Consider the following 13,279-nt stretch of genomic DNA (forward strand, 5'->3'; position numbering starts at 1 on the left):
TAACCACCAAAAAGATTCATCTAGAAATACAAAGCCCCAGCTAGATCAAAGTCAACAGGGGCTTTGTATGTTTTTGGCATCGCACAGAGAGTTTTTGTTTATTTGAAAGATCATGAATCCAAGACATTTTACTCCGGTAAATCGATAAGTCAACAGCCTGCGATCATTTTAATACTAATCAGTATCCCTTGATAATCAGTCCTAAGGGGGAAAATTGTGAACTTGCAATAAAGGATCAAAACAAAATGCAACCTGCTTTAAACCTTGAAGATTGGAGCCACTCTCATGTTTTTGACGAAGGAAATCCATTAGCAGAAAAAAACACTCTTTGGGCAGTCATACTAACGGCTGTTATGATGATTGTCGAAATCTGCGGCGGATGGGCTTTCAACTCAATGGCCCTGTTGGCAGATGGATGGCACATGAGTTCCCACGCATTAGCGCTCGGACTATCAGTGCTTGCGTACGGGGCTGCTCGTCGATTCGCACACGACAAGAGATTTGCCTTTGGTACTTGGAAAATGGAGGTGCTGGGGGGCTATACGAGTGCATTATTTCTACTACTGGTCGCAGCTCTTATGCTGTATCAATCGGTCGAGCGCTTAATCGCCCCCACTCCAATTCATTACGACCAAGCTATCGGCATTGCTATAGTTGGCTTAACTGTAAACCTGGTGTGCGCCTGGTTATTAAGGGATGGACATGATCATCATGACCACAAAACACATAGTCATCATCATGATTTGAATTTACGTTCTGCTTATGTACACGTTATCGCTGATGCGGCAACATCTGTACTAGCCATTTTTGCTTTGATTGGCGGCAAATTGTGGGGAGCAAGCTGGCTCGATCCTGTTATGGGTATCGTCGGTGCCGGATTGGTCACTGTCTGGGCATACGGTTTATTGCGTGATTCCATGCGTGTTTTACTCGATGCTGAAATGGATGCTCCAGTGGTTCAAGAGATTAGAGAGGTTATTGAAGCGAGTCCTACTGCCTCTCATATCAGCGATCTGCATGTCTGGAGAGTAGGCAAGGGCAAATATGCTTGTATCCTGTCTCTCATTACGAGTGATGCTCTAGACTCTGATTACTTCAAGCAGTTATTAAGAATCCATGAAGAACTTGTCCATATTTCGGTAGAGGTAAACCATAAAGCAGAACTGGGGATGAGGTAACGATAGGTCGAAACAATAGATTTTTGTTTAACGAACAGTGTTGAGATTGGCACATCTGATCTCAACCAATTAACCACCGATCACAAACTTGAGATATCTATTGTATATACGAAATTCTGCTCTTTTCAAATCCTAACATCAAATCAGAAACCTGAGAATTGAGATAATCCATGAAGAGGTTGCAGTAACGAGTTGTAAACTCACCTGAGCCTTAAATTTACCTGCTCTTTGGTAAGCTTTCGTTTGCTGTTACTCCATTTATATGCAATCTCAATAAAGTAGGCGTCAACACCCTCTCAGGAAGTATATGGAAACTAACCTTGACTGATTGTTGCTGATATTGCCACGGGTAACGTACAACAAGACGAGATGATTTTGCAGGCATTCGTGAATAGAGGCTTCCTATTATTTCATGAGCAGCTTCACCGTATGATCTCGATGTCGTATTTCCTGATCTTGTTGTCAAGCGTCGTGCGGGTGATATTAAGGAGTTTGGCTGCTTCGCTCTTGTTTCCACCCGTCTGTGCAAGGGTTTCCTCAATGGCAATTCTTTCTACCTCCTGCAGAGATTTGCCGGCCACGCTATCTGAGACGAGAGGTTCATTCTGTCCACAAAACTCCCTGAAATGTTTGAATATGATTGGAGGCAGATCTTTTTCGGCGACGAATTCGCCGGCGGCAAGAATTACTGCACGCTCAACGGCGTTTTCCAGTTCGCGGACATTGCCGGGCCAGCCATATTTGACAAGCATATCCATTGCCGGCGGTGTGAACCCTTTGAGTCGTTTTCTGTTTAATTCGGAATACTGCATGAGAAAGTGGTTGGCCAGAAGCGGTATGTCTTCCATTCGATCTCGTAATGACGGGAGCAACAGATTCACCACATTCAGACGGTAGTACAAGTCTTCCCGGAACCTGCCATTCTCGACTTCGACCAGTAATTCGCGGTTTGTCGCGGCGATGATTCGTACATCAACCGAGAGGATTTTGTCGCTGCCCACCCGCTGAATTTCTCTTTCTTGAATTGTTCTGAGGAGCTTGGCCTGCATGGGCAGGGGAATTTCCCCCACTTCGTCGAGAAAAATCGAGCCGCCGTCAGCCTGCATAAAGCGCCCATCCCGGTGTTTGTCCGCCCCGGTGAAAGATCCCTTCTCATGACCGAATAGTTCAGATTCCAGCAAAGTGTCGGTCAGGGCCGCGCAGTTGACCGTAACGAGGTTTTTCTTTTTGCGGTTGCTGTTTGCATGGATGGCCTTGGCGATGAGTTCCTTGCCTGTGCCGCTTTCGCCGGAGATCAGAATCGTCGCCTCGGTCGCGGCAACAGTCTTCACCATATCGAGAAGTTCTCGCATGGCTCGGCTTTTGCCGATGATATTCGACAGGCTCGAATCTTCCGCTATACGCTCTCTGAGTGACTGATTTTCCTTGAGCAAAATCATGTGTTCTAAGGACCGATCCAGCGTCAGCTTCAGTTCGTCGAAATTCAGCGGTTTGGTCAGATAGTCATAAGCGCCAATCTTCATAGCCTCCACAGCCGTATCCACTGAGGAATAGGCGGTCATGATAATAACTGGGATAGCTGGGTTGATCTCCTTAATCCGCGCCAGCGCCTCAATGCCGCTGACTTTGGCCATTCGCACGTCCATAAGTACGGCATCGTACGGTGTTTCCCGAACTTTATGAATGGCATCGCCACCGTCCTCTACACCAACCACAACATGCCCCCAGCCGGCGAGGATGGTTTTCAGCATGGACAGATGAGCTTTATCATCGTCAACAATCAGGATTGTAGCTGTCATAATATTTCACCTCGATTGACTCTAGCGGGAATGGTGAGGGAAAAAGTTGTACCGTCAGGCCCCGTGCGCTCCACTTCAATGGTCCCTCCATGGGCTTCGACAATCTTGTGGACGATCGCCAGGCCAAGTCCCGTTCCGGTTTGCTTAGTAGTAAAATAGGGGTTGAAAATAGAGGCCCGCGTATCTTTCAGCAAGCCGGCTCCTGTGTCACTTATGCGGAGCAATACGTTCGATCCTTGCAATTGTGCGGAAACGTTGAGTTCACCGCCTTCTGGCATGGCCTGGATTGCGTTGATGTAGAGGTTGATCAAAGCTTGAGTGAGTCGGTCGGGATCAACCGGGATCGAACCGATTTCCGGTGCCGAAGCAACGGAAATCTTTACTCCTGCACCATCCGCTTCTTGTTTGACCAGACGGAGTGAGGAATCGATGAGCGCGGCAAGCCCGGTGTCTTTTCTCTTGATGTCGGCGGGACGAGCCATTTCCAGCAGTTCGGAGATGACCCGGTTAAGTCTGTCCACCTCCAAAGTCATCACCTCTGCAGCCTTCCTGTTGTCGCTTCCCTCAGGGAAAAGGGAACCGAAATAAGTCGCATATCCTTTGATCGAACTGAGTGGATTGCGCACCTCATGCGCCACACCAGCTGCAAGATTGCCAATTGCTGCCATCCTGTCGGCCTTACGTATTTTCTCCTGAAGTTGTTTGACCTGCCTGAGGTCGCGAAGCATAAACATCTTTCCGACAACAGTTCCTTCCTCCGTAAGGATGTCAGTCACCACGGCAACAATGGGCAGTTTCTGCGGACTGCCGGCATTGAGTTCCAGTTCCGCCTCTACGACAGGTTGTTTCCTGCTCACCTGCGCATGCAGCTGCCATAGTGCCGAAGGCAAGATGTCTGGTGCCGGTCGACCCTGGATCTCTGAAGGCACGGTCACATCCGAGCCAAGCATCCCCAGGGCGATTGTGTTGATGTAGTTTATTTTCCTGTCCGGGCCGTACACAATGATACCTTCCGGGATATTGGCGACTATTTCCGAGGTTAAGGCCTGGGAGTCATGCAGCAGCTTTCTTGAGCGCAAGTGGCTTTGCATCCAAAACAATGAAACGACTCCGCCGAGACCAAGCAGCAGCAGAATGCCCGACATGGTTAAAGTGAGCGAAATATCTTCGCTAATGGCTTCCTCAAAAGGGGTTATATCCATGCCGATCAAAATAACGGGCTGCTGTCCGGGGCCGAGAACCCGGTCTTGGTCCAAGCCATGCCTCCAGCCCGGTTGCCATCGTTCGCGAGCGGGCGTGCCCATCATATTATCAGAACAGCCTTGCATCATTTGTCGCATACGATTGTTCATTGTTCCGGGAGTTCTGATGTTGTCATCCATAGACAGTGTTGGTTGGAAAATTTTGTACACCTCGAAAGATTTTGACGCATTCGCTCGGTCAACAGTACGCCATTGCACATCCGCAGAAGCGTTCATTGAGGCCAATACTGCTGGTGCGATCAAACTCTGTCCGGTTTTGGATACATCGCTGTCAGCCAGAACCCGTCCCGATGAATCGACGATGGCAATGTAGAGGATATCCGGCTGCGCAGCGGTTTCATGCAGCAACACCTGAAGATTCGATTTTTCCCCCATCCTACCCATCATGCCTGTCCGGGCGCCGGCTTCGATGGCATTGATCAGAGCACCACCTTTTTCGCTGAGCACTTGCTCCATGTACCGCTTTTCCCGGTTGTAGTTCATGACTGCCAGTACCAGCACAACGACCACGAGAATAAGACTCATGCCGATAACGATCCATGGTGAAACGTTGCCTATTAATGCCTTTAATCGATTTTTCATTTGATATACGTTGTGACCTGACTGCAAGAGAGTTGTTTAATATTTAGACACTAGTTGTTGTTAATGTCTAAATGTTAAACAACTATTAACATCACGACAAGCCTGGTATCGTCGATTTTTTTGTGAAATATTTAAACAGTCTTTAATTCCGAGAGATTACCTCAATTATTTCGTTTTGGCATGGCTCTTGCGATGAATTGAGTAAAGGTTAATCGCATGAGTTAATCACAAAACCCAAAAATCCTTGGAGGAATTTAGTTATGAAAAAAACAGTTATCACCCTAGCTTTGGTCGCCGCAGCAACTTTCGCAGTCATGTCCACAAACGTTTTCGCCCACAACAACGGTGGGTGTGGCGGATACGGCATGATGAACGGTGGACACCGCATGATGAATGGCGGAAATCACATGATGGACGGTGATTACGGCATGATGAACAACTATCGGGGCAACTTCGATAATGAGGCGTATCTGGCTTTTCAAAAAGAGACCGCGACCATAAGGTCAAGCATGGCCGCAGATAAAGCCGAGCTGAATGCCATTATGGCTGGCGCTAATCCCGATGCCAAGCGTGCCCGGGTTCTGTCTGAAAGCATCTCGGACAAACAGAACCAGCTTGTGGAAGCAGCACGCAGGCATAATATTCAATCCGTCGGCAATGGATTATATTGTGGCTCCTGGTAACAGCGATCTTCACGGGGAGGGGCACGCGATGCTCCATCCCCTTGAAAAGATGATCTATTTAAGCAACATCAATTCTCAAATTCAACGAGGTTCATATGTGGGGATGTAATTGGAACGGGATGCTCGGAACTGGTTGGTGGTCGATGGGCGGTGGCTTCTTTGGCATGATTTGGACGGTTCTTTTTCTCGTCGGTGGTATCTATCTTGTTACCAGACTTTTACAACGCCTCGGCTCAGGACGCGAAAGCCATTCTGATCGTCATGACTCGATGAACATCATCAAGGTAAAGTATGCGAAAGGTGAAATATCAAGTGAAGAATACCAGCGGATGAAGGACATTCTTTCAAATTGATCAGCGGATGGTAAAGAAAAGCTTAAAGGTCGACGTAAAATCGGCGACATCAAGTGAACAACTTCACTCTGCGCAATGGATACTCGAAATCCGAACATTGGTCCATATCTGGCCATCGTAAGTGTTGATACTTTCTTGTTTTGCACGGAGATTTTTGATTGAGATTGCCAGGATGAACCTCTTGAAAACTGCTCTTAATCCGATTTTTTGGATTACTACTGAACCCTTGAAGTTTCCCTGCCTTCAAAGCCTAACAACAAAACAACAATTTCAGGCCTGAGATTCTCCATGAGAATATTTGCTGGTCACTTGGACATGATCGTTAGGCATCGTGAAAGATACTAACTGACGGTCAACAGAGGAAAGTATTATCGGGCAAACGGTTCTACGGGAAGAGAGCAGAAAAGTATTCCCTCCCGAAGTCGACAAGAGATATCGCCTGCTGTTTAGAAATCAAGCTGTTCGACCGTCAACCCCATTGCCAATGCTATCTTTTTCAGGCTGGCGCGACGCGGTCTTGTGCTGTTCTCCATCTGGGCGTAGGCTCCCTGTGTCATGTTCGCCCTTGCCGCAATCTCGGCTTGGGTGAGTCCGAGGTGTTCACGCCAGGCACGCATCGGGGACCAATCGTGATCGAAAGTGAGATTGACGACTTCGTTGGGGACAAGATTTTCCTGGCGGTCGCGACTGGCCAGCCAGTCAGCATATGGTAGTACCACAAAGGCGGGAGCACCGTTATGGTCATGGATGATCTGGATATTATTAGTATGTACGTTCATCGCGTTTCTTTACCTCCTGGATTTCAACGATCCGCACCTCACCGTCATAGTCGAATAGCACCCGGTAACGCCCGACCCGTAGCCGGTAACCGTACCGGTGATTGATCAGGGCTTTCACTCCCTGGCAATCGGGCATACCAGACAAATCATTGACGGCGGAACGGATCGCGGCATTGTCCTGCCGGTCGATCTTGCGCAGTTGCTTCAAAGCTTTGGTATGCCATTTAATGGTGTTCATACGTTAACAATATACGTTTTTATTAGAATAAAATCAAGTAGGCCATTCGGAACAAGCCAGTTGCCAGATACCGCAACAGTGTCAGGTAGCATGCAAGATACTAACTGACGGTCAACAGAGGAAAGTAGTATCGGTCGTCCGGTGCTGAAAAAATGGAGCAATTATCTTGGTTGGTAATCTCTGGAATTAGTGTGCCACGAGAGCAAGTACCTTTGCTCGTAACTACACGAAAGATGAGGGTAGGTCCCTCGGAGTCGGCTTGCAGGAGCAGGCTTCAAACCACCTTAAGCTGCTGTGGTAAAGAGCCATGGTGGTGAGCGTTAAGGAAAAGGCCCGGCAAGACCGGGTCAGGTGTGGATCATGGAGACGAGCGCAAGCGAACCACTGATGAGGTGTCGAAAGAGATTCTGATGTCGTCAAAACTGGGAGCTAATTCTATCCCAGGATAAGTTCGGGGGATAACCTATTTACTGCCCGATCGGCGGCCGGCATAAAGGTGGCGTGAACTTGATCTTGGCTTTCGAGTGGAACGTGGGAACCTGTCGTTCCGATGCCAAGGGAGAAATCCAAGTGGAGACTCCACGAGGATGAGAGTACCAATGCGGAGCACAGGGACGGATTACCTCGTAGTAGTGATGAAGCCTCTGTAATGGGGGTGAGCGAAGGGGGTAACATGTCTAAATTTACTTATTGGTCAACCAGAGATGGGAAGAACCGTCGAGTATTGCAAACCTTACTGAATAGGGGACATGAGGAGCCGGATGAGTCGAGAGACTCAAGTCCGGATCTGTGAGGGCCTGGGGGTGATATTCCCCCGGGCTACTCGACTCTTTTATTTCAACACCGGAATAAAATTTTGGTTTAGCATCGACTAAAACATTAGACAGAAGGAATTGTTTTGTCTAATGACTTTGAGTGGGAGTCCTTTATTGAGTAAAAAATTGGACTCTGCCAACCGAAGTTTCAAGAATAGTCTTAAGTCAATAAGGGTACTCTTACTCCGAGGATTGCCAATGGAAATCTTGTAGGATTGAAAGCATTTTTGAATCATTATTTGCCCCAATTATCTATCCATCTTGGGATGGCTTTTTGGTAACGGATTTTCCACCTAAGGCTTGTTCAAGTTACTAGAGCGACTTCTTTTATTTAAGACTAGAGCCATTAGACAAAGTCTTTCGTTACTGAGTATTTAAGATATTGCTTGAAAGAGAAAAAACACTTATAATCATAAAGAGATAAATCTGTTTGGTTTTGGCATCACGACCACGAGTCTGGCAAAAGCAAGTCTAAGTAACACCTTTCATCATCCTTTTTAAGGATAACATTATGAAAACCATCAAGAAAAATATTCTAAGCCGATTGGGGAGTGGCGCATTCCTAGCACTTGCGTCCCTTACATTTATAATAACATTTGGAACCGTCACCCCCGCTCATACAAAGGATCATTATGAAAGGGGGCATGAGAGAAGATGGGAAGGCGAGAGAAATTGGGATAATGGCGAGCGATATGAACGAAACCGAGAAATGGAATGGAGGGAACGCGAGGGTCACGCTCGTCACTGGCGTCATGAACATCGATATCGCTATTACGACGAGCCGAGGGTCTACTACGGCCCACCTCCAGTCTACTATGGCCCACCTCCCGTCTACTATGACCCACCTCCCCCGCCTCCTCCAGGAATTAATATTATTGTTCCTTTGCGCTTTAAGTGAACATACGGTGACGTTAAAGGATCGGTACGCGCAATCTGAGACCACCCGTAGCCCGCTTGTGCTGGCCTTCCCGCTTGACGATGTCGAGCGATTGCTTCCATGGCTATATCCGGCAACTTGAAATCACGGATATATTTTAATCCTCTTTTTCTAAAGAGGCATGAGACCCAACATCGGGATATCAAACACTTACCTGCCATCAAAACAGGCAAACATTGGACAAAATGTTGAAAATTCAGAAACTCCTTGTTTTCAACCCATCATCAAGCTTGCAGAAACAAAAAATTTGATAATACCAGATTATTTTTGCTGATCACTTTGGAAGGAGTGTCAGGCAACGTGGTTGATACTAACTGAAACACGACACGATCTGTCGAATCACGCTGCCCGCACTGCTAAGAAAGTACTATCAACGTCGGTAATGGTCGGAAATGGAGCAATTATCTCGGTTGATAATCTCTGGAAAAATTTCTTGCTTTAACGCCAAGAATAATTTGGTTCAGCATCGACTATCAAACATTAGACAAAAGGAATTATTTTGTCTAATGCGCAAAGAATGGACACATTCCCAACCCAATTCTCATCAATAGGTAAAAAAATGGACGAGTTGATTTGTTATTGCTTTGGCTATACCGCATCGGACATTGAGGAAGATTTGACGAAAAACGGCAAGTCCACCATCATGGACAGAATCCTGTCTGAAAAAAAAGCAGGGGGGTGTCAGTGTGCCACTAAGAACCCGAAAGGGCGTTGATGCCTTGCTGACGTTCGCCAGTTGGTGGACAAGGCCACGAGGCAAGATGGAGGTGCGCCAAATCCCTTCGAGGGCCTCAAGAAAATGGAGGATTAGATAAAAAGTTTTTGTCTAACTAGTGCCTGACAGAGAACCCCAAATTTTCAGAAGTTCGTATCAGCGCAGACACAGTTAGATCGGAAATTTTTCCTTCCGACAGCACTTTTGCGTTTAAAAACATTACCAAATAGGAATAATTCTAATATATTGCATTATCCGCGCGCAACTGTCCCATCGATTTTACAGCCTCATCAGCCGGATCACTTCAGGCAGCTCTCTTATAAGATCCGCGTTTTCGTTCAGTAGCCTCTTGGTCCTGCTGGCGCAACACTGCTCCCAAACGCTGTATGTTTCGGGCAACCACAGCCATGGCGACGTAACGCTTAAATCCGTTGAGACCGTGATCCAGGCATTTGTCTAATCCATGGACCTCCAGGGCGTTGATTGCCGATTCCACCGCCGAGTGTTGTTTGCGCAGACTGACAAATTCAGGGCCACTTTCTCTGACTTTGTCGGCTTGCGAAAGCCTCCCTTTTTTGGGCAGCACTACACAATCGAGACGCGATTTCAATACTTCCTGATTAGCTGGACTGTAAAAACCTTTATCCATGCTGACCGCACGTAACGTAGGGAACTTCTGCTTGGTTTCCCCCACCATGGCAAAGGCAACCTTGTCATCAGTGGTCTTTACCATCACTCGGTGATGCAGAATGAAGCGGTCTCGGTCTTCCATAACACACACCCGCAGTCCCAACTCCACCGGAACGCCGGCTTTCCCCTTGCTGATCCACTCGGTATGCGGTTGGAACAGAGAAAACACTTTCTCATCGTGGGGAATACGTTTGCCCTGGAGCACCCGACGGTCAATCTGGTTTATCTGCCGACGGCCATGTTGCATGAACTTATTCAATTCGATGAGCCAGATCATCAAAAGAGGATCGTGCGGGCTGATCTGTTGGCGGGTTTGGTCGGCTCGTGTCAGATTCCCCTCCGCCAAGTCCAGGTAGGTACGATGGGCATCTTGAATCTCTTGTTCCTTCTGCTTGCGTTTGCTTTCACTTTTGGAAGTGGAATGCTTGAGCCGCTGAACTATGCGGTACTGCCTTTTGAATAAACGCTGATGGTAGCGGTATTGCCGCCATCCCGGTAAATTGTTGGCTCTGGACAGTTCAGCACTGATTTCGATGACCTTGCGAATGGCGTCCAACAGCAAGTTAATATCTGTGGGAAAATGCACGTCAGTCTCCACCACAAAGGAATCACAACGGCCTACGGTGCCATCTTCCAATTTTTTTTTAATACTTTGTGTCCCGCTTGGACTACTACCCGGTTGAGTCGATCCAGGATTTCCGGCGTAAACAGCCTCAGATTATCTTTGAGGGTCTGCAGATTATAATACTTATCGTCAGCCCAATCACTGTGACCAAGCATCTTCCGAAGGGTCTTATGTTCGTTGGCCAATTCATGAATACGGTCGTAATCAGCATTGAGCCCCAATCTGAGAACTCCCAGCACCAGAATCTGCCATTGAGTCATGCCGGGACGACCGTTGTTAGGGTCGGCCTTAATGGTCTTTCCTTCGATTTGACGCTCAGGCAAAACCTCTTCCAGAATGGTAAATATCGGCTCTCGCAGTTCAGGTGTGGTGTAGATATGTTGGAGCCCACGAAGGATTTGCGGGATATCATCACGTGATTTAGGATCCAGCTTTATATCGGCGATAGCCTGTTCGCCCAATTTCATTTGTGGCTCGATTACTCTACGCATTATATTTTCACCTGACGAAGATTTTGCGTTTACGGTCGTTTTATCCACTCAGAAGTAAAGTTGAATGGTTTTCTGAAAGAAATATACCATATTAATCAACACCTTACATCATTATTCAATATTCGGTGTTATTATCGCTCGCATTATCTTCGATTGAGGCTGATAATTGTATCACCTTGATTTTATAACGTTTTTCTGTTTTCTTTCAGGCACTAACTATGCGGGATCGAAGGTAGGAACGATGAAAGGCTTGACATCACGGTAGACGGCAGGCCAGCAAGAGGCCGGAGCAACTCCCCAATACATCCTGATACGAGGACTCCGGCACCCAACCACAGCGACCGAGCAGCGCGAGAGAGCTTAGCAACAGCTGTCCTGCATGGGTAGTCCGGCAATCAAATAAGCTTGATGGATGCCACCAGGAAACAATTCATGGAAATATTTTATTGTTCCTTTTTCTTTTCCAAACTTCTTGGCTAGCTCTTCTGTGATTTTCCTGATCACAGGATGCAATCTATTGTTAGAAAAACTATTGCGCAAAAAAACAACAGTGTGGAGATGCTCAGGGGTTAAATCAATTCCTTCTTGTGAAGCCAGCCAATCTCTAATCTGCTCATCCCACTCCGAAAAATCTTTTAGATATTTTTTGTGATTAAGCAGATATTGCTTTGCCTCTAAGGTCAGCATCTGGCTTACAGTTGGATCAAAACATTCCATCAAAAATAATCCTCAAACGAATAAAATTTTTAAAATGGCTTCAACCTGAAGCCTAGCCTAGACGCCTCAGGTGCGGACAGGCGCGGGCGTAGGTTTTTGTTCTATGCTAATTCCTTTTGGGATATCCTTTTGTGTATCTACAAATTTATTTTTAAATAGGCTCCTTGTTTTGAAAGCGTTAATTGCCATGGCAATAGCGGCGACCTCTTCCAATTCTTCTTTGGTTGCTTGAGCTTCCCTCGCAACTGCGAGGCCTAAATCCGTTCAAGGATCGCAACCTGCAGCCAAAGCAGCGGCCAAAGTGACGAGTTGTTTAGTTTTATTTTCCAGAACCCTCGGGGCCAGGGTGGCATCGAGAAACTCTTGAAATTTCTGCATGGGGTCGTTCATGTCTTTACTCTCCTTTGTATCTTCCAGCTCCCAATTTTCAGGGCTGGCAGCCTTACGTAAGGTGACTACAAAAAGGTCTCTGGGCAAACTGCCTTCCTCTAGGCGGTTGATTTCCACGATATCGTAACCTTTAGCCAGTTTCTTAATTTTCTCTTCAGTGAGGAAATGAATCACAAAACCGCCAACATCATAGATATCTTCGCTAAGATGGGTACCCGCTCTATAGTGCTTGTCAAAGTTGTTTCGAACTGAATATACGGCTATCCCCCCTGGTTTAAGCACCCGGTGCATTTCTCTTAGAACAAAACCAATTTCGGCAGTGGATAGATGCATGCATAGCAGCATGTGCGAGAAACAGGCATCGAAGGAGTTATCTGAAAAAAGCATGGCCTCTTTCAGATTGTGCGTTTGAGCGTGTATCTGAGCTGTTAACGAGGCTTTTTGAGCTTTTTCTTTTACGGCTGAAATGGCTGTCTCTGAGTAGTCCACGCAGGTTATGTCGAACCCTTGTTGAGCAAAAAGGAACGTATCACGGCCCTGCCCACACCCCAATTCTAAAACCGACCGCACACCTTCTTTTTGGAAGAGTTCGCAACATCTTCGTGCAAAATCACTTGGGGCTTCTCCAAAAAAAGCTGAATTTTGGGCAAAAACATCATCCCAATGAGATTTTTGATCCATTTTTTGACCTCCATAAGTTTTTCCGATCAATGGATATTTACCCATAAGTATACCATATATTGCTTTAACTGGCATCTATCACCCTACATGGATGCTCTTTCTATTAGCTCTCGCAGAACCCATTAGACAAAAAGGATTATTTTGTCTCATGTTTTAAGAATCGACGTTGGAAAATCAGACACTTACCGGCCATAATAACAGAAAAACATTGGACAAAATGATAGGAGGTCAGAAATTCCTTGTATCCATCCGTCGTCATCGAGATTGCAGACAGCAAAAAAGAGGATTCTTCCAGATTATTTTTGCAGATTATTCTGGAGTGAGTGTCAGGCAGCGTGCAAGAT

11 protein-coding genes are annotated in these 13,279 nt (G+C 46.7%); 4 read left to right on the plus strand and 7 right to left on the minus strand.

Features of this window, described 5'->3' with window-relative positions; all coding sequences use genetic code 11:
• The first annotated feature begins 245 nt into the window (after nt 1-245).
• Nucleotides 246-1,178 carry a CDF family Co(II)/Ni(II) efflux transporter DmeF gene (gene dmeF / locus FCL47_RS21325; RefSeq protein WP_136815752.1) on the plus strand — a complete coding sequence of 311 codons (933 nt, stop codon included), beginning with the start codon at nt 246-248 and terminating at the stop codon, nt 1,176-1,178.
• Between the two features lie 422 nt (nt 1,179-1,600).
• Here the strand turns inward: dmeF and FCL47_RS21330 are convergent, their stop codons facing one another.
• Complete coding sequence (locus FCL47_RS21330) at nt 1,601-2,977, minus strand: sigma-54 dependent transcriptional regulator (protein ID WP_136815753.1); 1,377 nt, start codon at nt 2,975-2,977, stop codon at nt 1,601-1,603.
• A complete protein-coding gene (locus tag FCL47_RS21335) occupies nt 2,974-4,821 on the minus strand; it encodes an ATP-binding protein (protein ID WP_136815754.1) in 1,848 nt (615 codons plus the stop codon). The genes FCL47_RS21330 and FCL47_RS21335 overlap by 4 nt, the downstream gene beginning before the upstream one ends.
• Nucleotides 4,822-5,081: 260 nt before the next feature.
• Here FCL47_RS21335 and FCL47_RS21340 point away from each other — a divergent pair, with 260 nt between their 5' ends.
• Entirely contained in the window at nt 5,082-5,504 is a 423-nt protein-coding gene (locus FCL47_RS21340; protein ID WP_136815755.1) for a hypothetical protein, read from the plus strand.
• A 95-nt stretch (nt 5,505-5,599) separates the two neighbouring features.
• Nucleotides 5,600-5,857 (plus strand): SHOCT domain-containing protein, encoded by a 258-nt coding sequence (locus tag FCL47_RS21345; RefSeq protein WP_205747399.1) that lies wholly within the window; start codon nt 5,600-5,602, stop codon nt 5,855-5,857.
• 446 nt (nt 5,858-6,303) lie between these two features.
• Here FCL47_RS21345 and FCL47_RS21350 read toward each other — a convergent pair whose 3' ends face one another.
• Both FCL47_RS21350 and FCL47_RS21355 read right to left on the minus strand, forming a co-directional pair.
• Entirely contained in the window at nt 6,304-6,636 is a 333-nt protein-coding gene (locus tag FCL47_RS21350; RefSeq protein WP_136815756.1) for a helix-turn-helix transcriptional regulator, read from the minus strand.
• A complete protein-coding gene (locus FCL47_RS21355; RefSeq protein WP_136815757.1) occupies nt 6,620-6,874 on the minus strand; it encodes a type II toxin-antitoxin system RelE/ParE family toxin in 255 nt (84 codons plus the stop codon). The genes FCL47_RS21350 and FCL47_RS21355 overlap by 17 nt, the downstream gene beginning before the upstream one ends.
• A gap of 2,311 nt (nt 6,875-9,185) precedes the next feature.
• Here FCL47_RS21355 and FCL47_RS21370 point away from each other — a divergent pair.
• Nucleotides 9,186-9,341, plus strand: a complete 156-nt coding sequence (locus tag FCL47_RS21370; RefSeq protein WP_136815760.1) for a BFD-like (2Fe-2S) protein — start codon at nt 9,186-9,188, stop codon at nt 9,339-9,341.
• Nucleotides 9,342-9,645: 304 nt separating this feature from the next.
• Here FCL47_RS21370 and FCL47_RS21375 read toward each other — a convergent pair.
• The 3 genes from FCL47_RS21375 to FCL47_RS21385 all read right to left on the minus strand — a co-directional run bounded on the left by FCL47_RS21375 (nt 9,646) and on the right by FCL47_RS21385 (nt 12,980).
• A protein-coding gene (locus FCL47_RS21375) for an ISNCY family transposase (protein WP_136815761.1) occupies nt 9,646-11,147 on the minus strand; the annotation gives its coding sequence in 2 pieces (ribosomal slippage) (nt 9,646-10,682 and nt 10,682-11,147; 1,503 coding nt in all).
• Between the two features lie 360 nt (nt 11,148-11,507).
• Nucleotides 11,508-11,864, minus strand: a complete 357-nt coding sequence (locus FCL47_RS21380; RefSeq protein WP_136815762.1) for a TusE/DsrC/DsvC family sulfur relay protein — start codon at nt 11,862-11,864, stop codon at nt 11,508-11,510.
• Nucleotides 11,865-11,930: 66 nt separating this feature from the next.
• Complete coding sequence (locus FCL47_RS21385; protein WP_370459587.1) at nt 11,931-12,980, minus strand: methyltransferase domain-containing selenoprotein MduS; 1,050 nt, start codon at nt 12,978-12,980, stop codon at nt 11,931-11,933.
• Nucleotides 12,981-13,279 lie beyond the last annotated feature (299 nt).

The organism is Desulfopila sp. IMCC35006 (assembly GCF_005116645.1).
GTDB lineage: Bacteria > Desulfobacterota > Desulfobulbia > Desulfobulbales > Desulfocapsaceae > Desulforhopalus_A.

Bases quoted from the DNA above. Each gene is read 5' to 3' on its own strand.
- FCL47_RS21355 (WP_136815757.1), bottom strand. From the start codon at position 6,874: ATGAACACCATTAAATGGCATACCAAAGCTTTGAAGCAACTGCGCAAG.
- FCL47_RS21335 (WP_136815754.1), bottom strand. From the start codon at position 4,821: ATGAAAAATCGATTAAAGGCATTAATAGGCAACGTTTCACCATGGATC.
- FCL47_RS21340 (WP_136815755.1), top strand. From the start codon at position 5,082: ATGAAAAAAACAGTTATCACCCTAGCTTTGGTCGCCGCAGCAACTTTC.
- FCL47_RS21345 (WP_205747399.1), top strand. From the start codon at position 5,600: ATGTGGGGATGTAATTGGAACGGGATGCTCGGAACTGGTTGGTGGTCG.
- FCL47_RS21350 (WP_136815756.1), bottom strand. From the start codon at position 6,636: ATGAACGTACATACTAATAATATCCAGATCATCCATGACCATAACGGT.
- FCL47_RS21370 (WP_136815760.1), top strand. From the start codon at position 9,186: ATGGACGAGTTGATTTGTTATTGCTTTGGCTATACCGCATCGGACATT.
- FCL47_RS21330 (WP_136815753.1), bottom strand. From the start codon at position 2,977: ATGACAGCTACAATCCTGATTGTTGACGATGATAAAGCTCATCTGTCC.
- FCL47_RS21380 (WP_136815762.1), bottom strand. From the start codon at position 11,864: ATGGAATGTTTTGATCCAACTGTAAGCCAGATGCTGACCTTAGAGGCA.
- dmeF (WP_136815752.1), top strand. From the start codon at position 246: ATGCAACCTGCTTTAAACCTTGAAGATTGGAGCCACTCTCATGTTTTT.